The sequence below is a fragment of the Neorhizobium sp. JUb45 genome (genome assembly GCF_004343585.1).
In the GTDB taxonomy this organism is placed as follows: domain Bacteria; phylum Pseudomonadota; class Alphaproteobacteria; order Rhizobiales; family Rhizobiaceae; genus Neorhizobium.
This window is the reverse complement of record NZ_SLYW01000003.1, coordinates 361,763-383,790: the sequence shown is the minus strand read 5'-3', so window position 1 is coordinate 383,790 and position 22,028 is coordinate 361,763. Positions and strand designations below refer to the sequence as shown.

The window sequence follows — 22,028 nt, the reverse complement described above, 5'->3', positions numbered from 1 at the left end:
AATGCCATGAGCGAATTCGATACCGTCATCCATGGTGGCCGCGTTGTCACCGCATCGGATGTGTTCGACGCCGATATCGGCATCACCGATGGCCGGATCGCCGCGATCGCGGAAAAGATCACCGGTGGCGCGCGCCGTATCGATGCGGGCGGCAAGCTGGTCATGCCGGGCGGTATCGAAGCGCATGCGCATATCGCCCAGGAAAGCTCGACCGGCCTGATGACCGCCGACGACTATTATTCGGGTTCGGTCTCTGCCGCCTTCGGCGGCAATTCCTCGTTCATCCCGTTTGCCGCCCAGCATCGCGGGCAGTCGATCGCCGACGTGATCTCCACCTATGACGGGCGTGCGGCACCCAATTCGGTGCTCGACTATTCCTACCACCTGATCATCTCGGATCCCTCGGTTTCCGTGCTCGAGGAGCTGCCGGGCGTGTTTGCGCGCGGCATCACCTCGTTCAAGGTGTTCATGACCTATGACCTGATGAATATCGGCGATGGCGGCATGCTCGATATCCTGACGGTCGCTAAAACCCATGGCGCGCTCACCATGGTCCATGCCGAAAACAACGACATGGTCAAATGGATGAACAAGCGTTTTGCCGCAGCCGGCCTGACGGCGCCGAAATACCATGCGGTCAGCCGCCCGGAACTGGCGGAGGAAGAGGCGATCAACCGTGCCGTTTCGCTTGCCAAGCTGGTCGATGCGGCGCTGTTCATCGTGCATGTCTCGACGGCGGGTGGTGCCGCCATCGTGCAGCGGGAAAAGCTCGCCGGCACAAAACTGTTTGCCGAAACCTGCCCGCAATATCTGGCGCTGACCCGCAACGATCTCGACCGGCCGGGTATGGAAGGCGCAAAGTTTATCTGCTCGCCGCCGGTGCGCGATGCGGCAACGCAGGGGGCTTTGTGGCGGCATGTGCAGTCCGGCACGTTCGAAAGCGTGTCGTCGGATCATGCGCCTTACCGTTTTGATGCCAGCGGCAAGTTCGCCAATGGCGTGGATGCCCCTTATCCAAAGATCGCCAATGGCATGCCCGGCATCGCCATGCGGCTGCCCTATCTGTTCTCCGAGGGCGTCGGCAAAGGCCGCATCACGCTACAACAGTTCGTGGCACTCTCCAGCACCAATGCGGCCAAAACTTTTGGCATGGCGAAAAAGGGCACGATCGCCCCCGGTTTCGATGCCGATATCGCCATCTGGGACCCGGAGGCTCGTCGCACCGCGACACTGGCCGACCAGCACGACAACATGGATTACACGCCGTTCGAAGGCATGGAGATACAGGGCTGGCCGGTTCTCACCATGAACCGCGGCGATGTCATCGTCGAGAATGGTGAACTGAAGGCGCAGCGTGGCCGCGGTCGTTTCGTCGCCCGCAAGCCGGTCGATCTCACCGGTAAACCCGGTTACCGCGCCAAGGAATTCGACCCGGCGCAGAATTTTGGCGCGGAGATTGCCCCATGAGCAAACCCATGAGCGCTTTTGGCCCCATCCTTGTCATCAATCCCAACAGTTCGGAAAACGTCACCGAAGGTCTGCGCGAGGCGGTTGCCGGCATGCAGTTTCCCGGTGGCCCGGTGATCGAATGCGTGACGATCGAACACGGCCCGCCCGGTGTCGTCACCCAGCGCCATGTCGATGAGGCGGCGCTCAACACCGCAGACCTCATCGAAAGCCGACCGGATGCGTCGGCCTATGTGCTGGCCTGTTATTCGCAGCCAGGCCTCGATCTGGCCCGGTCGATCACCACGAAACCTGTCTACGGTATTCAGGATGCCGGTGTGCTGAGCGCGCTCGCGCTCGCCGACCTGTTCGGTGTCATCGCCGTCGCCGAGGGTTCCATCCCTCGGCATTTGCGCAATCTGCGCCGGCTTGGTGTCGATGGCCGTCTGGCCGGTGAAGTGGCGCTGGAAGGTTCGATCAGCGTGGCCGATAGCGGTCATGGCGAGGAAAGTTACGCGGCGCTTCTGAAGGCCGGAACGAAACTGAGGCAGATGAGGGCAGGGGCGGTGGTGCTCGGTTGCGCCGGCATGTCCGGCCATCGTCAGCGGCTGGAAGATGAACTCGGCATCCGCGTCATCGACCCGACGCAGGCAGCCGTTGCCATGGCACTCGGCGGGCTGTTATCGCGAACACCATGAGCGAACCCGAACAGAAGCCTGAAATCTCCCTGCGCCTCCTCGAAATCTTTGGGGCGATGATGCGCTGCGAGACGACGGTGGAAGCGGCTGAACAGCTCGGCATTTCGCAGCCGGCGGTGTCGAACGGCATCCGCCAGCTGGAAACCCAGCTTGGAGTGACCCTGTTCGAGCGGCTGCACCGTCGGCTGGAGCCGACCGAAGAAGCCCTGCTTCTGTTCGAGGACGTGCGGCCCGTCTTCAGCATGCTGCGCAATTTTTCGGCACGCGCCCGTTCCATCCGGCATGGCACATCCGGCCGCCTGCGGGTGATGTCGACGCCGCCGCTCGGCAATACGATCGGGCCGACAGCTCTTGCGCGTTTCCTGAAGGATCGGCCGGATGTCTCCGTCGCCTATGATGTCCGGCGACTCGAACATGTGGTCGATGCGGTCCAGAGCGGGGCCGCCGATATCGGCCTGGGACTGGCGCTGGAACGTCACCCGTCCGTCAATATCGAAGTGCTGGCCCGCACGCATATGGTTGCGGTCGTTCCCAAGGCGCATGCCATGGCGCGTCGGGGTGAAATCACTGTCGGTGACCTGAGCGAACACGGTTTTATCGGTCTGGAAGCGGAATCGCGCATGGGCCAGATGCTGCGCGATGCCTTCGTGCGGGATGAGAAGAGTTATATGCCACGCGTGGAGGTGCGCTATTGCGCGACGGCCGCGGTGCTGGCCGGGTCGGGCATCGGTGTTGCCGTGGTCGATCCGTACAGCGCGGCACACCAGCTCTCAAACAGTCTGGTGCAATTGCCGTTTCAACCGCCCTGTGAGGTTTCGGCGGTTCTGATCACCCGCAAGGGCGTGCCACGTTCGCGGTTGCTGCACGGTTTTATTGCGGAACTGAAACGCACGATCACCGAATTCGTCGGATGACCGTGCGTTTGTTTCAAACCAGCAGATGATCAGGCGGCAACGTCGACCTTCGCGGTCGTGTTGAGGTAGGTGATCATGTCTTCGATGGTGACCACCAGAAGCCCGTGCTTTTCAGCAAAAACTTCCAGCTGCGGCAGGCGCGACATGGTGCCGTCGTCATTGGCAACTTCGCAGATCACGCCGGCAGGGGCGCGGCCGGCAAGACGCGCCAGTTCAACGGCAGCTTCCGTGTGGCCCGGACGACCGCGAACGCCTTCCGGGTGGGCGCGTAGCGGAAAGATATGGCCGGGGCGGGCAAAATCGTCCGGCTTGGCGTCACCTGCTGCCAGCGCACGCACGGTTGCGGAGCGGTCGGCGGCGGAAATGCCGGTCGTGGTGCCGGGAATGTAGTCGACCGAAACCGTGAAAGCGGTCTTCAGCGACTCGGTGTTGCGCGCCACCATCAGCGGAATGTCGAGCTCATCGAGACGTTCGCCTTCCATGGCCACGCAGATCAGGCCGCGGGCATGGTTCATCATGAAGGCGATGTCTTTTGGATCCGCTGCATCGGCCGCGATCACAAGGTCACCCTCGTTTTCACGATCCTCGTTGTCGACGACAACCACGATTTCACCACGGCGAATGGCTTCGATCGCATCTTCAATTTTCGAAATAGTCATTTTCAAGCCTTTCAAGGGTTATGCCGGCGAACCGACATCCAACTCGCGACCGTTTTTTGAGTAAAACGGGCACAAACATCCCTTGGGCGAACAAGCGTCATACACCCCGCAAAGGGCGTCTTTCGCGTTGTCCTCTTCCATCCGGACTATACCGTCGGCTCCGGCATCTCACCGGATCTGCTGACCCTTCAATTGCTTGAAGGCGCTCGCGGGCTCCGGAATTGCTTCCGATACCGCCGGTGGGGAATTGCACCCCGCCCTGAGAACATTCCAAACATAAGTTCTTAATCTAGCAAATTGCAAGGGCATAACCTCGCATTTTGCGTATTCGAACGGCCCGTCCGGGTGAACGGACCGTTCGAAATAGCGTCAGGACATGATCAGCCCGCCATCGACATTGATCGTCTGGCCGGTGATGTAAGCGGCATCGTCGCTGGCAAGGAAGGTTACGAGACCGGCGACATCTTCGCCCGAACCGGCGCGTTTCATCGGGATTCCTTCAACCCATTCCTTCATCAACTCGCCCGGTGCATAGTTGCCGAGCAGCTTGCCCCAGACTTCATCATTATAGGCCCACATGTCGGTCTCGATGATGCCGGGGCAAAAGGCGTTGACGGTGATGTTGTCGATCGCGACTTCCTTGGCAAGGCTCTGGGTGATGCCGACCACGCCCATTTTGGATGCCGCGTAATGCGGTGTGTAGATAAAACCGTCGCGTGCCTGGCCGGAGGCGGTGTTGATGATGCGGCCACCCTTGCCATGCTTGCGCATGCGGGCAATGGCTTCCTGGGCGCACAGGAACACGCCCTTGGTGTTGACGGCCATGACCTTGTCCCATTCGTTTTCGGTCATGTCCTCGATCTTGGCGATGGTGATGACGCCGGCATTCTGGATCGATACGTCGACCGCGCCGAATTCCTTCTCGGCCGCGTCATAAAGCGCCACCACGCTTGCCTTGTCCGTCACGTCGCCGACAAAGGAGATCGCTTTGCCGCCATCGGTCCTGATCGCTTCCGCGACGGCATGCACCGAATCCTCGTTGGCGGAAACGACGAGATTGGCGCCTTCGCGGGCAAAACGCCTGGCGATGGCCGCACCGATACCGCGGCTTGCGCCGGTGATGACGACGGTCTTGTTGGTGAAGCGTGACATGGGACCTCCCTTAAATGGTTTGCTTCTAGGTGAATTCGCTCAACCGTTCCGCCGTGAAGCGGTCGGTGATGAGAACGTCGATCAGCTTGCCGCGCAGCGCGCCGGCGATCGCCGCCGTCTTGCGCTGTCCGCCGGCCGTGCCGATCACGCGCGGAACGGCCTGCAACTCCTCCAGAGTCATGCCGACGACGCGTTCATAGATTTCGCCCGCCAAGGGTTCGCCATCGGCGGTGTAGAACCGCAGACAGATGTCACCGACAGCGCCACGGCGGGCCAGTTCCTCCAGTTCGGAGGGGGTAAAGGTGTTGCCGGAATAGATCAGGTTCTGCGACGGCGACATGGCGCCGATGCCGACAAAGGCAGTGGTGACGCGCTTGAACTGGTCGACGGTCGCCTTCACCTGTGGATCGGAGACAAGAATCTGTTTCGATTCCGGTGATCCGGTGACGCAAGGGGCGGGCAGAAGCTGCGGTTCGCCGTTGATCAGATGCGCCAGTCGCGTCGTCAGCTGCGTTGCGTGGATCTGCGCACTCGGCACGCCGATGCCGCCGAGCAACTGGATCACGCGCTCGGCCCGTACCCGCTTGATCGGGTGAATATTGTCCAGCATCTGCTGCAGCGTCGCGCTCCAGCTGGAGACGCCGATGACATCGCCATCTTCCAGCGTCTGTTCGAGCAGGTGGGCGGCAGCGATGCCGATGGCGGAAAACACCGCGTCGTCATTATCCTCGCGGCAATCGGCGACGATCACTTCGCTGATGCCGAATTTTTCGCGGATGGCGGATTCGAGATCGGGATAGGTGCCGCTGGGGGCGACGATCGAAACGCGCACGATGCCCTCGGTCTCGGCGCGTTTCAGAAGCCGGGAGACGGATGCCTGCGATATCCGCAGCAGCTCGGATATGTCGCTCTGCTTCAACCCTTCCAGGTGATACATCTGGGCGACGCGCGTAATCATGCGCAGTTCATTGGTGCGGCTCATGGCTGGCTGGCTCCTGTCTCGAATGCGTGAGACTCAACCTCAGCGGGCCGTCCGACGCGTGTCCGAGGCATAGGAAATAAACGCCGCCATTGGAATGCGCGGCGCGCGATTGCCGGCTGCAACTGCAGATTTTCAGCCATGCGCGGAAGCATCGCGTAGCACCAGCTTCCCGATCCCGACCGTTTTAGAATTTTCAGAACCACGCTTGACATGGATCAATCCTGCCGTATCATGAATATTAAATCAAGCATGAATAATTATTCACGCTTAAGAAAACAGGAGGAGACGCCGTGACCATCTCAGTCTGGCCAGACAACAAGCCGCTCGACGTTGCGGCGATCCGCGACCTGCCGGAAGGCGAGCGCGCCGAACAGCTCAAGCTCGTGGCCAAGCAGGTCCGCCGCCTCATCGTGCAGATGATCGACATTGCCCGCGCCGGTCATATCGGCGGTGACCTGTCGGTGACCGATGCTCTGGTGACGGCTGCCTTCGGTGTTCTCAACATCTCGCCGGAAACGGCTGACGATCCGGGCCGCGACCGCCTCATTCTTTCAAAGGGCCACTGTGCTGCGGCGCTTTATTCGGTTCTGGCACTGCGCGGCTTTTTCCCGATCGCCGACCTCGAAACCTACATGAAGCCGCTTTCGAAGCTCAACGGTCACCCCAACCGTCTGAAGGTGAAGGGCGTCGAGGCCAATACCGGCCCGCTTGGCCACGGCCTGCCGATTGCTGTCGGCTCGGCCGTCGCGTCAAAACTGTCGGGCAAGAACTGGCAGACTTTCGTTTTCACCGGTGATGGCGAATTGCAGGAAGGCTCCAACTGGGAAGCCGCCATGACCGCTGCTCACCGCAAGCTCGACAATCTGGTCGTCATCGTCGACCGCAACCGCCTGCAGCAGGGCGCGCGCACCGAAGACACCGCCTCGCTCGATCCGCTCGGCGACAAATGGGCGTCGTTCGGCTGGGAAGTTGCCGATATCGATGGCAATGATACCGCAGCGCTGCTGAAGGCCTTCACCCAGAACCGCGATGGCAAGCCGCTGGTGGTGATCGCCAACACGCTCAAGGGCAAGGGTGTCTCGTTCATCGAGGACCGTGTCGAATGGCATCACAAGGTGCCGTCCAAGGAGCAGGTCGAACTCGCATTGAAGGAACTTGCCTGATGAACGCCCATAGCAGTGTGTCCAACGAAACCTTCGATTGCCGCGTCGCTTTTTCCGAAAAGCTGATCGCTCTCGCCGAGGCCGATCCCCGCATCGTTGCCGTCTGCAATGACTCGGTCGGTTCCAGCAATCTCAATGCCTTCCGTGACCGTTTCCCGGATCGTCTGATCAATGTCGGCATTGCCGAACAGAACATGGTCGGCGTCGCCGCCGGTCTCGCCAATGGCGGTTTCATTCCGTTCGTTTGCGCCGCAGGCCCGTTCCTGTCAGGCCGCGCCACCGAACAGGTCAAGGCCGACGTTGCCTATTCGAATTACGGTATCGTGCTCTGCGCCATGAGCCCCGGCATGGCTTATGGCGAACTCGGCCCGACCCACCACTCGATCGAGGATTTGAGCTGGATGCGGGCGATCGACAATCTCGACGTCCTCGTGCCTGCCGACCCGGAGCAGACCAAGGCCGCCATGGACTGGGCCGTCGCCTCAGGCCGCCCGATCTACATGCGTGTTGGTCGCCACAAGGTGCCGTCCGTCACCCCGGCTGATCGCGATGTTGCTTTCACCTTCGGCAAGATCGATGTCACCGGCGACGGCAATGACGTCGCGCTCGTCGCCACAGGCACGCTGGTATCCCGCGCGCTGGAAGCGCAGGCAATCCTCGCCGCCGACGGCATCGCCGCCCGCGTTCTGAACGTTTCGACCATCAAGCCGCTCGATGCCGAAACCATCATCAAGGCCGCGAAGGAAACCAAGGGTCTTGTCATTGCCGAAGAGGGCGTGCTCGAAGGCGGTCTCGGTGCCGCAGTCGCCACCACGCTTGCTGAAAACCATCCGGCACGCGCAAAATTCCTCGGCGTCACCAGCTTTGCGCCGACCGGTTCCACCGATTTTCTGCTTGAGCATTTTGGCCTGACCGCCAAGGGCATTGCAGACGCTGCCCGCAAGCTGGTGGGCTGAGCCATGGCTGGCCCTTTCGTTCTTGCCATCGATCAGGGTACGGGCTCCACAAAAGCCCTGCTGGTCGATCGCGACAGCAAGGTCGTCGCGCGCGGCCAGCATCCGCTCGGCCTCTCGACGCCCCAGCCGGGCTGGGTCGAGCAGGATGCCGAAGAGATCTGGCAAAGCGTGCTGGCCGCCATTCGCGAAGCCGTATCGCCTGAAGTTGCGGGCGATATCGTCGCCATCGGCTTTTCCACCCAGCGCGAAAGCTGCCTGTTGTGGGAACGGGCTACGGCCAAGCCCTTGTCGCCGCTTCTTTCCTGGCAGGACCAGCGCACGCTGAAACTGTGCGAAGCCGTTCCGGAAACGACGCAGCGGATGATCCGGGCCAAGACCGGCCTGCCGCTTGATCCGATGTTTTCCGCCGTCAAGGCGCAGTGGTTGCTCGATCGCGTCGATCTCGACCGGTCGCGCGCCAAGGCCGGCGAGATCTGCGTCGGCACCATCGACAGCTACCTGATCGCCCGCCTCGGCGGAGACCATGTGGTCGAAATTGGCAATGCCTCGCGTATGCAGCTCGTCGATCTCGATCGTGGTGATTACGACGCCGATCTGCTGGCGCTTTTCAATATTCCGCGGGCTTCCCTCCCGCGCATCGTGCCGTCGCGTTACGACTTCGCAAAGGTGAGCGGCATCGCACCGCTTGCCGACGGCACGCCTGTTACCGCTGTCCTTGCCGACAGCCACGCCGCCCTGTTTGCGCATGGTGCTTTCCAGCCGGGCAAGGTCAAGGCGACCCAAGGCACCGGTTCCTCGGTCATGGGCCTCTATGACAGCGCCATTCCGGCCGACCAGATCGATCTCGGCGTCTGCCGTACGATTGCGTGGCAGGTGGATGACATCGCCTATGCTTTTGAGGGCAATATCCGCTCGGTCGGATCGACCCTTGTCTGGCTGGCGGACTTTTTGGGCATCAGCACGGCTGACCTCGCGACGCTCTCGGCCAGCGTGCCGGACAGCAATGGCGTCACGATCGTGCCGGCCTTTGGCGGCCTCGGAGCTCCCTATTGGGATGCCAATGCGGTGGGCATTATCGGCGGCGTAGCGCTTGGCACCTCACGGGCGCAGGTGGCGCGGGCGGCGGTGGATTCCATCGCTCACCAGATCGTCGACGTGCTCGACCGCGTGCTGGTCTCCGGCCTCAAGGTCGATCAGCTTTATGTCGATGGCGGCCCGACCAAAAACGAGCTGCTGATGCAGCTGGAAACGGATCTCGCCGGCGTGGCCGTCGTGCGTCCTGAAACCGCCGAGCTGTCGGCCATGGGCGCTGCTCATCTGGCAGGTCTCGGCGCCGGCATCTGGACGCTGGAAGATCTTGCAGCCCTGCCGCGTGACGGAAAAGTCTTCACGCCCGGCATGGACGACATCAGCCGTCAGAGGCTGCGAATGGAATGGAGACGGATGGTGGCGCGCTCTCGCGGCCTGTCCGTTCACGAGCGCCCGGAAACCCGCAAGGCGGATCGTTCGGGCACTTACTGAGAATTCAACGATCGCGCGGCAGGAGAAGTGCGCGACAGGGAGGTTTATATGAGTGAGATCACGGAACAGGTGACGCCGAAGACCGGTGGCATCAACATGTCCTTCGTGAAGAAGATGTCGGGACCGCTGGTCGGCCTCATCCTGTTGTGCGTCTTCTTCTCGCTGACCTCGGAATTTTTCCTGTCGGCCCGAAACGGACTGAACATTCTCGATCAGGTCACGGTCCTCGGCATTCTCGCCATCGGCATGACGCTGGTCATCGTCATCGGCGGTATCGATCTGTCGGTCGGTTCGGTGCTGGCCTTTTCGATGATGATGATGGGTGTCATGCAGCGACAGCTCGGCCTGCCGTTGGAGCTTGCGATTGTCGTCGGCATCGCCACCGGTGCAATCTGCGGTCTGGTTTCCGGTCTGCTGATCACCGTTGCCAAACTTCCGGCCTTCATCGCTACGCTGGCGGTCATGTCGGTCACCCGCGGCCTTGCCAATATCCTCACCGAAGGCAAGCAGATCGTCGGTTATCCCGACTGGTTCACCTCGCTTGCCACAGTGCGCCAGTTCGGTTTTCTGTCGCTGACGGTTGCCACCTTCATCGTGCTCGCCATCATCGCCGCGATCATCCTCAAATACCGCCCGTCTGGCCGTAACCTGTTCGCCATCGGCGGTAATCCGGAAGTGGCGCGCCTTGCCGGCATCAATGTCAATCTCAATACCTGCGTCGTTTACGCCTTGAGCGGTGCGCTGGCCGGCCTTGCCGCCGTCGCCTTCGCCGCGCGTCTCGACAGCTCCCAGCCCAGCGCCGGCCTCGGTTACGAACTCGACACGATCGCAGCTGTCGTGATCGGCGGTGCGTCGCTATCGGGCGGCGTCGGCTCGATCTCCGGCACCGTCATCGGTGTCTTCATCATCGGTGTCCTGCGTAACGGTCTCAACCTTCTCGGTGTCTCGCCATTCATTCAGCAGGTGCTGATCGGTGTCGTGATCGCCGCCGCCGTTACCTTCGACACGCTTGGAAGAAAGAGGAGATAGCCGGCACCGGAGGAGGGTGCTCTCCAGTTCTCGCATACCCGGACTGCATATCAAATTGTCGTCAATTCAGTGGAGGAAACACATGACGAAGACTTTCCGCATGCTCGCAGCCACCGTCGCCTTCTCGGCCATGGCTTTTGCCGCCAACGCCCAGGAAAAGGTCACGATCGGTCTCGCCGTCGCCAACCTGCAGGCAGACTTCTTCAACCAGATCAAGGAATCGGTCGAAAAAGCCGCGAAGGAACAGGGCATTGAAGTCGTCACCGTCGATGCCAAGGGCGATAGCGCCACGCAGGTCAGCCAGATCCAGGATCTGATCACCCGCCAGGTCAAGGCGCTGATCTACATCCCGGCCGGCGCGACCGCCGCAACCGTCCCGGTCAAGGCTGCCAAGGAAGCAAAAATCCCCGTCGTCACCGTCGACCGCAACCCGGAAGGCGCACCCGGCGACACGTTCATCGCCACCGACAGCGTTGCCGCGGCCAAGGAACTCGGCGATTACGTCTGCAAGGTTTCGGGTGGCAAGGGCGTTCTCGCCATCATCCAGGGCCAGCTCGGCACGACGCCGGAGCAGGATCGCGACAAGGGTTTCTCCGAAGCCATGAAGGCGTGCCCCGGCATCAAGGAAGCCGGACGTCAGGCATCGAACGCCTGGGCGCAGGATGAAGGTTTCGCGATCGGTCAGGACATGCTGCAGCGTAACCCGACCATCAACATCTTCTTCGGCCGCGCCGATGCGCTGGCGCTCGGTGCAGCACAGGCTGCCAAGGTCGGCGGCGTAACCGACGCCATCATCGTCGGTTTCGATGGTGACCGCGCCGGTCTCGAAGCCGTCAAGAGCGGCACGCTGAAGGCCACCATGACCCAACAGACTCAAGGCATGGGTCGTCTGGCCCTGAAGTCCGCTCTCGACCTGATCAAGGGCACGAAGCCGCCGGCAGAACAGCTGCAGCCGGCCACGCTGACCACAGCAGACAATGCCGAAGCCTTCATCAAGGAACATCCCTGATCAATATTCTGCGCCCCGGTTCATCCGGGGCGCAGGCCCCATGCTCGGAAAAGGAGGCCGACATGCCCATGCAGCCGGATCAGACCATCGAAAGCCCCGCAAGCAGCCAGGCAGGCGAGACCATCCTGTCGGTGCGCAATGTTTCGAAAACCTACGGCAAGATCACCGTTCTGAAGAATGTCAGTTTTGACATCAAAAAGGGCGAGGTCGTTGCGCTTCTGGGTGAAAACGGCGCCGGAAAATCGACGCTGTCGTCGATCATCGCTGGCCTCGTGATCCCGAGCGAAGGTGAGATGCGCTGGCAGGGTGAGCCCTATTCCCCGGCAACGCCGTCCGATGCGCTGAATGCCGGTCTCGGTCTCATCCATCAGGAAATGCGCCTGCTTCCCGAACTGTCGATTGCCGAAAACATCTTTGTCGGCCGCCTGCCGACCCGTTCCGGCCGTATCGACAATTTCGAAATGTATCGCCGTGCCGATGAACAGCTGAAACGCCTCGGCCTCAATGTATCGCCGGCCACCAAGGTCAAATATCTGCGCGTCGCCGCCCAGCAGCAGGTGGAAATCGCCAAGGCGCTGACGCTCAACGCCCGTTTCCTCATTCTCGACGAGCCGACCGCGGCACTCGGTGGCGAAGAAACAGACAAGCTGTTCGAGCAGATCGAGCGGCTCAAGAATGAAGGTGTGTCCTTCATCTATATCTCGCACCGTCTGGAAGAGATCGCCCGCATTGCCGACCGCGTCATCGTCATGCGTGACGGCGAACTGGTCGCCAATTTCGACAGCGCCAAGGTGCCTGTTTCCAATCTCGTGGAAGCCATGGTCGGCCGCCAGCTCGATCGCATCTTTCCGCATCTGCCGGCCCCCACCCACAAGCCGCTGATCGAAGTGAAGAACCTCTCTTCAGCCGAAGGCGATTTCCACGATGTCAGCTTCACGGTCTCCGCTGGCGAGGTAATGGGCATTGCCGGCATCGTCGGTGCCGGCCGCACCGAACTGGTGCGCGCCATTGCCGGTGCCGATCCGGTGAAAACCGGCTCCGTCTCCGTCGATGGTAAAGTAATCACGCTGAAAAGCCCGGCAGATGCCATGGCCGCCGGCATTGCGCTGGTGCCGGAGGATCGCAAGCTGCAGGGCCTCGTGCTCGAACACACGATCGGTAACAATATCGCGCTCGGCAATTACCCGCGCATCACCCCGCGCAGCTGGGTCACGCCGACGGAAATCCGCAACTTTGCCACCACTGCCATCAAGCGTTTCGGCATCAAGGGCAGCGCCGACCAGCGCGCCAATGAACTCTCCGGCGGCAACCAGCAGAAAATCGTCATCGCCCGTGCCATTTCGGCCGGCCCCAAAGTTGTCATCCTCGATGAACCGACACGCGGCATCGATGTCGGCGCCCGTTCCGCCATCTACGACGTGATCGCCGAACTCGCTAAACAGGGCATGGCCGTCATCGTCGTCAGCTCCGACCTCGACGAGGTTCTGGGGCTTTCCCATAAGGTTCTGGTGATGGCCCGTGGCCGCAATCAGGGCATCCTTTCCGGCGCGGAAGCCACGCGCCACGCCGTCATGGAGCGGGCAACCGCCTAAAAAATTGAAGTTCAGGAGACCATCATGAAACTCTTTTCTCTCTCCGGCGACGTTGCCTTTGTCACTGGTGCCGGCAGCGGCATCGGTCAGGCGATTGCCATCGGTCTGGCGGAAGCCGGCGCCGATGTGGCGCTGTTCGATCTTTCGGCCAAGGGCCTTGCCGAAACGCTGGATGCCGTGAAGGCGCATGGCCGCAACGGCTTTGTTTTCGAAGGCAGCGTATCGGATGAGAAACATTTGGCCGCAGCCGTTGAAGGTGCCGAAAAGGAGCTAGGTGCTCTCACGGTTGCGGTCAATTCGGCCGGCATCGCCAACGCCATGCCGGCCGAGGATATGCCGCGTGAACGCTGGCAGCAGATGATGGATGTCAACCTCACCGGCGTTTTCCTTTCCTGCCAGGCGCAGGCGCGCGTGATGCTGCCGCGTAAAAAAGGTTCGATCGTCAACATCGCCTCGATGTCCGGCTCGATCGTCAATCGCGGCCTGTCGCAGGCGCATTACAACACGTCTAAGGCCGGTGTGATCCACCTGTCCAAGAGCCTTGCGATGGAATGGGTGGAAAAGGGCCTTCGCGTCAACGCCATCAGCCCGGGTTACACTCTGTCGCCGATGAACAAGCGCCCGGAAGTGGCAGACCAACTGAAAATCTTTGCCAATGAAACGCCGATGGCCCGCATCGCCACCGTCGACGAAATGGTCGGCCCGGCCGTGTTCCTCTCCAGCGCTGCCGCATCCTTCATTACCGGCCACGACCTGCTGGTCGATGGCGGTTTTTCTGCGTGGTAACGGCCATGAGTGAACAGATCCGTCCGCTGATTGCCGGAAACTGGAAGATGAACGGGCTTGCCCATTCGCTCTCCGAAATCGCGCTGATCGCCGAAGGCGTCGATGGTTACAAACATCGCCTCGACACGCTGATCTGCCCACCGACCACGCTTCTGGCCGCGGCCAGCACGCGGTCGGTCGGTACGGCACTTGTCATCGGTGCGCAGGATTGCAGCGGCGAGACCCACGGCGCCTATACCGGTGACGTATCGGCGGCCATGGTTGCCGATAGCGGCGGCCGTGCCGTTATCGTCGGGCACTCGGAGCGTCGTCAGGGCCGCCAAGAAACCGATGCGGATGTGAAACGCAAGGCGGAACGCGCCATGGAAGCCGGTTTGCAGGTCATCATCTGCATCGGTGAAACCGAAGAGGAAATGCTGAAAGGCGCAACGCAGGACGTGCTGCTGCGCCAGTTGCAGCAATCGGTTCCCGCGCAAGGCACAGCCGGCTCGGTGGTCATCGCCTATGAACCGGTCTGGGCCATCGGCACCGGCCGTACGCCGAGCATCGATGCCATCGCCAAGCTGCATTCCTTCATTCGCAGCTCCATCATCGTTTCGCACGGCGATGAAGGCAGCCGTCTGCGCATCCTCTACGGCGGATCGGTCAAGGCCGATAACGCCGCGGAAATCGCCCGTATCGATCATGTCAACGGCGCGCTTGTCGGTGGTGCCAGCCTGAAATCCAGCGATTTTCTGTCGATCGTCAACGCGTTCTGACGAGCCGGCAGGCCTTGCGCCACCCGTCCCGGAGCCTCATGGCGTTGTCGCCATAAGGCCCAAGGCGGGATGGCTATCAATAGACATCCCGCAGATACCGCTTGTCGCGCTTCAGTCCGGCGACGTAATCGGCGGACTTTTCCTGTGTCATGCCGCCATGTTCGGCAATGATCTCGGCGAGTGCCGCATCGACGTCACGGGCCATGCGGCTGGCATCGCCGCAGACATAGAAGGATGCGCCTTCCTCAAGCCAGGAAAACAGCGCCTTGCCGTTTTCCTTCATGCGGGTCTGGACATAGATTTTTGCTTTCTGATCGCGCGAAAAAGCCAGGTCGAGGCGGGTTAGCAGGCCGTCGCGGCTCATCGTGGCAAGCTCGTCCTCGTAGATGAAATCGCTCTCGCGACGCTGGTCACCGAAAAACAGCCAGTTCCTGCCCTTGGCGCCACGGGCACGCCGCTCCTGCAGGAAGGCGCGAAACGGTGCGATGCCGGTGCCGGGGCCGACCATGATCATCGGTGTGTCATTGTCGGTCGGCACGCGAAATGCCTTGTTCTGCGAAACGAAAATGCCGGCAGCAGCGCCTTCGGCAACACGGTCGGCCATATAGGTCGAGCAGACGCCGCCGCGATCACGACCCGCAGCGTGGTAACGGACGCTGGCGACGGTGAGATGGACGTGGCCGGCCGCCTCCTTCGGGCTTGAGGAAATGGAATAGGCGCGGTGCTGCAACGGCTTCAGCAGACCGATGAATTCCGCGGCATTCAGACCGCCCTGGGGAATGAGGGAAACAAGGTCCAGACTGTCCTTGCTCCACAGGAAGGCGTCGAGCGCCTCCTTGTCGCCGTTGCGGATGACATGGCTGAGTTCCTCATGGCCGGCGCGGCGCTCGACCTCGGCGATCAGATCACGCGATGGCGTCGATATTTCGTATCGGCTGGAAAGCAGTTCCATCAGCGATGAACCGCCGATCTCCGTCTCGGCGGAAGCGCCAAGCCCTGCGATCAGACGCGCGACCAGCGCCGGATCGTTGACCGGCATGACACCGAGCGCATCGCCTGCCTCATAGGATAGGCCGCTATCGCCGAGATCGAATTCGAAATGGCGGATTTCCTTGGTCGAGGCAGAGCCGGAGAGGCGGCGGTTGACGGCAAGTGTCGAGGCATAAGGGTTCTTGCGGCTCCAGCCGATTGCCTCGCGCGCCGGGGAGGGGGCTGTCGTCGTCACCACGCCGGCGGCGGGTTTGTCAGCAGCCAGCGGCAGGGTTTCACCAAGCCATGCGGCGGCGGCGTCCTCGAAGTCGATATCGCAATCGAGACGGGTGGTGATACGCGTCGCGCCCAGTTGTTCGAGGCGCGTATCGATCAGCTTGCCGGCCTGGCAGAAACCGTCATAACCGGTGTCACCCAGGGCGAGCACGGCAAATTTCAGGCTTTCGAGGCGTGGAGCGCTATCGGCGGACAATGCTTCCCAGAACAGCTGGGCATTGTCGGGCATTTCGCCTTCGCCATAGGTGGATGTGACGATCACGATATGGCGCATGGCCGCAAGTTGCGCCATGTCGATATCGTCGAGGCCATGCACGTCCGGTGCCATGCCGAGCGTCTTTGCGGCCGTTGCGGCATCCATCGCCACCTGCTCGGCATTGCCGGTCTGGGTGCCGTAAAGAATGTGGATCGGCTGTGCAGCATTGGCCGCAGGGGCGCTCGCGACACTTTCTCCGGCAATGAGACGCGAGTTCATGCCGGCCATGAAACCGGCAAGCCAGGCGCGCTGGTCGCTGTTGAACGGGGCGTCCGCGGGGATGTGAGGGGTCATCATTCTTCGGGTCTCACGATCTGGCCGTTGCGAGGCTGGCGACGGATTTGGCGGCAAAAAGTTCTTCGAAGCTCGGGATGCGGCCGATCCGGCCGCGATTGCTGGCGGTCTGCTGGATGATCCAGCCGTAGGTGCCGGGGCAGTCGATCGACAGCGTGTTGCGGCCGGCAAGTGCCTGGCGATAATCGGAGAGCCGCTTTTCCGAGACGAGAACGGCAAGCCCTTCATCGTCGTAATCGGCAATCGCCTCGCGGGCATAACGGGACAGCTTTTGCATCAGCGCAAAATCCTCGGTGAGGATCAGGTTGCGCACCGCCTTCTCGACTGCCGGTTCTGACGGCCCAAGCGCATTCGGTACACGCGCCATGGCCAGAGACTGCGCCATGGAAAGAACCGTATAGTTGTTCAGCAGCGTGAACATCTCGTTGGTATCCGTTTCGCCATGACCGGGCGCCTTGCCGTTCAGGATCGGCTTGCGATCGCGATAGGCAAGCTTGAACTTGCGCACCTGATGGCCGGCGAGTGCCACCGACAATTCCTCGATCAGGTCCTTGCGGCTTTTCGCCTTCAGGATGGAAGCGCTGTCCTGATAGAGCAGCAGCGCGCGCGGCAGGCCATAGACGAAATTCGACCGCTCGCTTTCAAAGTTGTCGAGCAGCCAGCGGGCCTTTTCCGATCCGGTCGCTTCCACATGCCATTCCAGCATCATGCGGATCGCGTCGGCATGGAAGGCAGCATGCGGATCATTGCCATCGGCGATCGAGCCGATCAGCACCGAGTCATGGCTAATCTTCTTCGGCAGGTCGCCATAAGGGTCATACTGGTAGAAAAAGCCGCCGCTCATGCCGTTGCCGACACCCTTGCCGAAAGAGCCGAGATTGAGAACGGCGCCATTGGTCATGTATTCGCAGCAAAAATCGCCCACACCCTCGACGACAGCCGTCGAGCCGGAATTGCGCACGGCAAACCGGTCGCCGGCCTGGCCCTCGACGAACAGGCGACCGCCTGTGGCGCCGAACAGCGCGAAATTGCCGATCAGCACGTTGCCGCCCGCCTCTGCCGAGCCACCACCGGGGGAGCGGACGCAAATCGTGCCGCCATTGGCGCTTTTCGCCACGCCGTCATTGCAGGTGCCGGTATGGGTCAGCATCATGCCGTCATTGCAGAAGGCACCGTAGGACTGGCCGGCCGAACCGGATGTGGCAATCTTCACCGAGCCGGCGTCGAGGAAACGGCGGCCGCGCTTGTCCTGCCGTACGGCCGGCAGATGGCGGGCCTCATCCTCGCTCAGTTCGTGGTTGAGCATGCGCTCGATATCGACGGCGAGCTGACCGCCGACGCTCTTGTTGCGGTTGTTCAGGTGGTAGTTGCCGCCAAGCTCGACCACAGGCAGTCCGCCGTCGATCAGTGCCGAGCGCACCATGTCGATAAAGGCGTCATCGACCGCGTAATCTTTCTCCATGTAAACCGGATCGGAGATCTTCACCTCCTCGACCACCTGCAACATGGCGCGGAGGTCAAGCTGCCCGACGCTGGAGGGATGGTCGAGAAGGTGAAGAAGATCGCTGCGTCCGCGTGCTTCGCTTAAGGACCTGAAGCCGAGGGATGCCAGAACCTCGCGGGTTTCGTGGGCAATGTTGAGCAGGTACTGCGCCAGTGCCCGCGGATCACCGTCAAAAACCTCCGCATTGGTGGTGAGACCGGCCGGGCACTTGATGTTGCAGTTCTTGGCCATGACGCATTTCAACATCATCAGCGCCGTCGTGCCGAATTCAAAGCTGTCGCCGCCGAGCAAAGCAGACTTGACCACATCGCTTGCCGTCTGGTGCGCGCCGGAGCATCGCAGCTGCACCTTCTGGCGCAGGCCATTGGCGCAAAGCGCCTGATGCACCTCGGCAATGCCGATCTCGGCGGCCCGGCCGGTATATTTGAGACTGGTGACGGCGGCAGCACCGGTGCCGCCGGTATTGCCGGCCACGTTGATGACATCCGCACCCGCCTTGGCAACGCCGACCGCGATCGTGCCGATGCCTTCCGAGGAGACGAGCTTGACGATGACGCGCACGCGCGCTGCCTTGCAGTCGTGGATGAGTTGCGCAAGATCCTCGATCGAATAGGTATCGTGATGCGGGGGAGGCGAGACGAGCTCGACACCCGGCGTGCCACCACGGGCGGCGGCGATTTCAACCGTCACCTTGGCTGCCGGCAACTGTCCGCCTTCGCCGGGCTTGGCGCCCTGGCCGATCTTGATTTCCAGTTCTTCCAGCATCGGATCGGCGAGATAACCGGCCCAGATACCGAAACGACCCGACGCGAACTGCTTGATGCGCGAGGCGCGGATAGTGCCGTAACGGGAGATATGTTCGCCACCTTCACCCGAGTTCGACATGCCGCCGACCATGTTGGTGCCGTGGGCAACCGCTTCATGGGCATTGGAGACGAGCGCGCCGTGGCTCATGGCACCAGAGGCAAGCAGCGGGGTGATCTCGTTTGCCGGTTGCACGTCTTCGAGGGCGATGCCTGCCGGTGCCTTGTCGAGAAGTTTCAGATAGGCGAGCGCCTGACCGCCGGCGTGAACGGCAAGCGCCCCCGCTTCCAGCCAATGGCCGAGAATATCGCTGCCGAAACGGGCGACGAGCGACTGTCCCAGCGCATCGAGCCGGGCAAGATCACCGCCTTGCGGTCCTGTCAGGGTGAGGCGGAACATGTCGTCGGGAAAGGCTTCACAGGTCAGGCCACGCACGAGAAAGCTGTTATTGCCCTTGCACGAAAAACGCTTCATTTCCTTGCGGAAATCGTCCGGTGAATTGGCAAAGGTGACGTCGGCCGGAAAGGCCAGCACGTCGCGAAGGGCGGCCGGTCTGCGGGCACGTTCTTCCGTCATCATGCGCGCAAAGGCGCGGTAGCCCGGCGTGATCGCGAACCGGTTGATGGCATCCGGCGACAGGCGGTCATAACTGTTGTTCGTATAAGCCGCGTCATCGATGCCGAACGCGTCGCCCAAACGATTGAGCGTGAGAAGCCGCAGGAACGGATCTTCCTCGCCATCCGGCTCCGCAAAGGTTAGCTTTTCCTCGGTCATGTCGACGAAACCGCGCACGGCGGTGGTGCCGAAGGAGTGGCCGGCGCCCTCGGCGCGTTCCTTGAACAGCCCAAGCAGCGGAATGTCGTCCTCACCCTTCACGGTCAGCGCCTTGGCGTGCCAGTCGGCAACGGCCTGCGCGATGACCTTGAAGTTGACGCCGCCGACCGGTGTCTTGACGTTGGGGAAATAGCGCTTCAGTACCGGATCGCTGGTGTCGAGAAAATTAGGCTCGAAAAATTCGCCGCTCACATAGCTTTCGGCGGTGCACAAGCCCACCTTGCCCATGGTCTTCATCAGCGACTTTTCCGCCGCCTTGGCAAAACGCTTGAACGCCTTGTCGGCATCCGCGCCAAACTTTTCCTCGGCGCGGAACTGCACGCCGAGCGGATATACGGCGGAAGCGCCGAAGCCGAGGGCTGCCGCGACATGGTGAGACGACGAGATCTGGCCGCTTTCCACCACCAGCGAAACACGCAGGCGCGCGCCTTCCTCGATAAGCTTCTGGTTAATGGCGGACACGACGAGGATCATCGGCAGAGCGGCGCGGTCACGCGCCACATGCCGGTCGGTGATCACGGCAATGCCGCCTTCTGCGCGCGCGAAGATCGCGATGGCATTGCAAAGCGCGCCGATACCAGCTTCAAGAGCCTTTGCATTGGCCTCGGCATCTCCAAGGTCGGGTGTGTAGAGCATATCAAAACGGCGAAGCGGCGTTTCCGTCTGTTCGCGCAGCTTCAGCATGTCGAGATGGGTGAGGATCGGCGACGGGACGACGATCTGCCGTGCGGCTTTCGCACCGATATTTGGCTTGGCGCCCAGCGCGATGCGCAGCGTCATGCCGTCCGCCTCGCGAATGCTGTCCAGCGGCGGGTTGGTGACCTGCGCAAAACGCTGCGAGAAATATTTTGCCACACCGCCTTCCTGATCGGACAGCGCGTTGATGGCATTGCCATAACCCATGGCGGAGATCTTTTCCGCGCCCGTCGCCAGCATCGGGTCCATCAGGAACTTGAAGCTTTCCTGATTGTGGGAATAGGCGACATAACGCTGATGACGTTCCAGATCGCCATTGTAACGCTGCGGCGATCCTTGTATGTCCGCCGGGATTTCGGGCAGGTCGGCAAGGCGTACGCGCGCGTCGACCAGGAGATCGCGATAGGGCTTGCGGGCCGCCAGCATTTCCAGCGCCTCGACCGTGCCATAGGCCCGCTTTTCGATATGGTCATAGACCAGCATGCCGCCGGCTTCGATACGGCCGCGGCTGAGTACGGTTTCCGGCGGGAAGGCGATCTGGCCGGCTTCCGACATAACGCAGAGATAGTCCGCCGTCTCGACGGTTCGCAGCGGGCGCAGGCCAAGACGGTCTAGGCGCGCGCCGATGACGTCGCCATTGCCGAAAATCAGCGCCGCCGGGCCGTCGTTCTTTTCCTCGTAAAGCGAAAAATATTCGAGCATGGCGACCACCTCGGCCGACAGCGTATCGTCATTTTCCCATGCCGGCGGCATCATCGAGACGACGGCAGTCACGAGGTCCAGCCCATCTTCCAGCACGCGCGACTGCAGCGTCTGGTCGAGACGGCAGCTGTCGGACTGGCCTTTCGGGCGGATGATCGAGGCATTCTTGGCGGCGGCGATGGCCGTTTCCGAGAGGCGGTTCTTGCGGTCGGTGTTGAGTTCGCCGTTATGCGCCATCTGCCGGAAAGGCTGAGCCATCGATGGATGCGGATCGGTATTGGTTGAAAACCGCGTGTGAAAATACATGGTGTGGATCGTGTGGTCCGGGTCCACCAGATCACGGAAATAGGGGATGACCTCGTCGGAGTTGAGGCGACCCTTCAGCACCTGCGTGCGGGCGCTGAGCGAGATCGGATAAAGCCCGGCGAGTTCCGGCCGCGTATAGGCATCGGCCTCGATGGCAAGCAGCGCCTTGTGGATGCGGAAGTCGAATTCCGCCAGCGAGGCGGTTTCGCTGTGACAGCCGAAAACCCACTGCCGGATCGTCAACTGGTGACGGGCGGCGGCCGGCCGGATGGCGTCATTGTCGACAGGCACGTCGCGCTTCAGAAAAATTTCAAAACCCTGCTCTGCCAACGCTGCTTCGATGACCTGCTCGGCTTCATCATGGAATGCGGGATCAGCCGGCAGGAAAAAATTGCCGACACCGAAACGGCGCGGTTGCAGATCGGGGCGTCCGGTCAGCTTGCGAAAAAAGCCCAAAGATAGGTCCGCAGAAATACCGGCACCATCGCCGACACCCTCGGCGGACATGCCGCCGCGATGCGGGACGGCGCACAGCGCCTCATGCGCCTTTACCAGCACGTCATGGGTCTGGATGCCGTCTTTTCGCGTTATAAACCCGACGCCACAGCTGCTTTTCTCATCGGCAGGATCGTAAAGGCCGAAGGATGTGTTGGTCGATTCCATATGCCTGCTCCCGTCAGAAATAAGTCAGCTGTATTGAC

The 22,028-nt window shown here is 61.5% G+C and carries 16 protein-coding genes and 1 riboswitch; of the genes, 11 read left to right on the top strand and 5 right to left on the bottom strand.

The features are described from left to right. Positions 1-6: 6 nt before the first annotated feature. Genes hydA through EDF70_RS14370 form a run of 3 tightly spaced genes read left to right on the top strand, consistent with a single transcriptional unit; the run spans position 7 to position 3,058 of the window. The gene (hydA, locus tag EDF70_RS14380) at positions 7-1,467 is read left to right on the top strand and encodes a dihydropyrimidinase (RefSeq protein WP_132274560.1); all 1,461 of its coding nucleotides are present in this window, start codon (positions 7-9) and stop codon (positions 1,465-1,467) included. After that, positions 1,464-2,144, top strand: coding sequence for an aspartate/glutamate racemase family protein (locus EDF70_RS14375; protein ID WP_132274557.1), 681 nt, complete (start codon positions 1,464-1,466; stop codon positions 2,142-2,144). The genes hydA and EDF70_RS14375 overlap by 4 nt, the downstream gene beginning before the upstream one ends. After that, positions 2,141-3,058, top strand: coding sequence for a LysR family transcriptional regulator (locus EDF70_RS14370; protein WP_132274554.1), 918 nt, complete (start codon positions 2,141-2,143; stop codon positions 3,056-3,058). Before EDF70_RS14375 ends, EDF70_RS14370 begins: the two co-directional genes overlap by 4 nt. Positions 3,059-3,087: 29 nt before the next feature. On the opposite strand, the gene ribB is transcribed toward EDF70_RS14370, so the two are convergent. The 3 genes from ribB to EDF70_RS14355 all read right to left on the bottom strand — a co-directional run bounded on the left by ribB (position 3,088) and on the right by EDF70_RS14355 (position 5,851). After that, complete coding sequence (ribB, locus tag EDF70_RS14365) at positions 3,088-3,717, bottom strand: 3,4-dihydroxy-2-butanone-4-phosphate synthase (RefSeq protein WP_132274551.1); 630 nt, start codon at positions 3,715-3,717, stop codon at positions 3,088-3,090. Positions 3,718-3,842: 125 nt separating this feature from the next. Continuing rightward, positions 3,843-3,988: riboswitch (FMN riboswitch) on the bottom strand. A gap of 98 nt (positions 3,989-4,086) precedes the next feature. Continuing rightward, positions 4,087-4,869, bottom strand: coding sequence for a glucose 1-dehydrogenase (locus EDF70_RS14360; RefSeq protein WP_132274548.1), 783 nt, complete (start codon positions 4,867-4,869; stop codon positions 4,087-4,089). 25 nt (positions 4,870-4,894) lie between these two features. Further along, positions 4,895-5,851 (bottom strand): sugar-binding transcriptional regulator, encoded by a 957-nt coding sequence (locus EDF70_RS14355; protein ID WP_132274545.1) that lies wholly within the window; start codon positions 5,849-5,851, stop codon positions 4,895-4,897. 347 nt (positions 5,852-6,198) lie between these two features. Between EDF70_RS14355 and EDF70_RS14350 the strand changes: the two genes are divergently transcribed. From EDF70_RS14350 to tpiA, 8 genes are all read left to right on the top strand, one after another. Next, positions 6,199-7,014, top strand: a complete 816-nt coding sequence (locus EDF70_RS14350) for a transketolase (protein WP_207908265.1) — start codon at positions 6,199-6,201, stop codon at positions 7,012-7,014. Then, positions 7,014-7,970: a transketolase C-terminal domain-containing protein gene (locus tag EDF70_RS14345; RefSeq protein ID WP_132274540.1), complete on the top strand. Its 957-nt coding sequence runs from the start codon at positions 7,014-7,016 to the stop codon at positions 7,968-7,970. Before EDF70_RS14350 ends, EDF70_RS14345 begins: the two co-directional genes overlap by 1 nt. Before the next feature lie 3 nt (positions 7,971-7,973). Continuing rightward, a complete protein-coding gene (locus EDF70_RS14340; protein WP_132274537.1) occupies positions 7,974-9,491 on the top strand; it encodes an FGGY family carbohydrate kinase in 1,518 nt (505 codons plus the stop codon). Positions 9,492-9,539: 48 nt separating this feature from the next. After that, on the top strand, positions 9,540-10,520 hold the full coding sequence (locus EDF70_RS14335; protein ID WP_132274534.1) for an ABC transporter permease: 981 nt from the start codon (positions 9,540-9,542) through the stop codon (positions 10,518-10,520). A gap of 130 nt (positions 10,521-10,650) precedes the next feature. After that, positions 10,651-11,529, top strand: coding sequence for a substrate-binding domain-containing protein (locus EDF70_RS14330; RefSeq protein WP_245519207.1), 879 nt, complete (start codon positions 10,651-10,653; stop codon positions 11,527-11,529). 62 nt (positions 11,530-11,591) lie between these two features. Beyond that, on the top strand, positions 11,592-13,121 hold the full coding sequence (locus EDF70_RS14325; RefSeq protein WP_245519169.1) for a sugar ABC transporter ATP-binding protein: 1,530 nt from the start codon (positions 11,592-11,594) through the stop codon (positions 13,119-13,121). 3 nt (positions 13,122-13,124) lie between these two features. Further along, positions 13,125-13,907 carry an SDR family oxidoreductase gene (locus tag EDF70_RS14320; RefSeq protein ID WP_348639722.1) on the top strand — a complete coding sequence of 261 codons (783 nt, stop codon included), beginning with the start codon at positions 13,125-13,127 and terminating at the stop codon, positions 13,905-13,907. Positions 13,908-13,912: 5 nt separating this feature from the next. Beyond that, a complete protein-coding gene (gene tpiA / locus EDF70_RS14315; RefSeq protein ID WP_132274525.1) occupies positions 13,913-14,665 on the top strand; it encodes a triose-phosphate isomerase in 753 nt (250 codons plus the stop codon). Positions 14,666-14,741: 76 nt separating this feature from the next. Here tpiA and EDF70_RS14310 read toward each other — a convergent pair whose 3' ends face one another. Further along, entirely contained in the window at positions 14,742-16,484 is a 1,743-nt protein-coding gene (locus EDF70_RS14310; protein ID WP_132274522.1) for a sulfite reductase subunit alpha, read from the bottom strand. Positions 16,485-16,494: 10 nt separating this feature from the next. Further along, positions 16,495-21,990, bottom strand: a complete 5,496-nt coding sequence (locus EDF70_RS14305) for a glutamate synthase-related protein (protein WP_132274519.1) — start codon at positions 21,988-21,990, stop codon at positions 16,495-16,497. Positions 21,991-22,028: the final 38 nt, after the last annotated feature.

Bases quoted from the DNA above. Each gene is read 5' to 3' on its own strand.
- EDF70_RS14325 (WP_245519169.1), top strand. From the start codon at position 11,592: ATGCCCATGCAGCCGGATCAGACCATCGAAAGCCCCGCAAGCAGCCAG.
- hydA (WP_132274560.1), top strand. From the start codon at position 7: ATGAGCGAATTCGATACCGTCATCCATGGTGGCCGCGTTGTCACCGCA.
- ribB (WP_132274551.1), bottom strand. From the start codon at position 3,717: ATGACTATTTCGAAAATTGAAGATGCGATCGAAGCCATTCGCCGTGGT.
- EDF70_RS14375 (WP_132274557.1), top strand. From the start codon at position 1,464: ATGAGCAAACCCATGAGCGCTTTTGGCCCCATCCTTGTCATCAATCCC.
- EDF70_RS14310 (WP_132274522.1), bottom strand. From the start codon at position 16,484: ATGATGACCCCTCACATCCCCGCGGACGCCCCGTTCAACAGCGACCAG.
- EDF70_RS14330 (WP_245519207.1), top strand. From the start codon at position 10,651: ATGGCTTTTGCCGCCAACGCCCAGGAAAAGGTCACGATCGGTCTCGCC.
- EDF70_RS14340 (WP_132274537.1), top strand. From the start codon at position 7,974: ATGGCTGGCCCTTTCGTTCTTGCCATCGATCAGGGTACGGGCTCCACA.
- EDF70_RS14360 (WP_132274548.1), bottom strand. From the start codon at position 4,869: ATGTCACGCTTCACCAACAAGACCGTCGTCATCACCGGCGCAAGCCGC.
- EDF70_RS14335 (WP_132274534.1), top strand. From the start codon at position 9,540: ATGAGTGAGATCACGGAACAGGTGACGCCGAAGACCGGTGGCATCAAC.
- EDF70_RS14355 (WP_132274545.1), bottom strand. From the start codon at position 5,851: ATGAGCCGCACCAATGAACTGCGCATGATTACGCGCGTCGCCCAGATG.
- EDF70_RS14370 (WP_132274554.1), top strand. From the start codon at position 2,141: ATGAGCGAACCCGAACAGAAGCCTGAAATCTCCCTGCGCCTCCTCGAA.
- EDF70_RS14345 (WP_132274540.1), top strand. From the start codon at position 7,014: ATGAACGCCCATAGCAGTGTGTCCAACGAAACCTTCGATTGCCGCGTC.
- EDF70_RS14305 (WP_132274519.1), bottom strand. From the start codon at position 21,990: ATGGAATCGACCAACACATCCTTCGGCCTTTACGATCCTGCCGATGAG.
- tpiA (WP_132274525.1), top strand. From the start codon at position 13,913: ATGAGTGAACAGATCCGTCCGCTGATTGCCGGAAACTGGAAGATGAAC.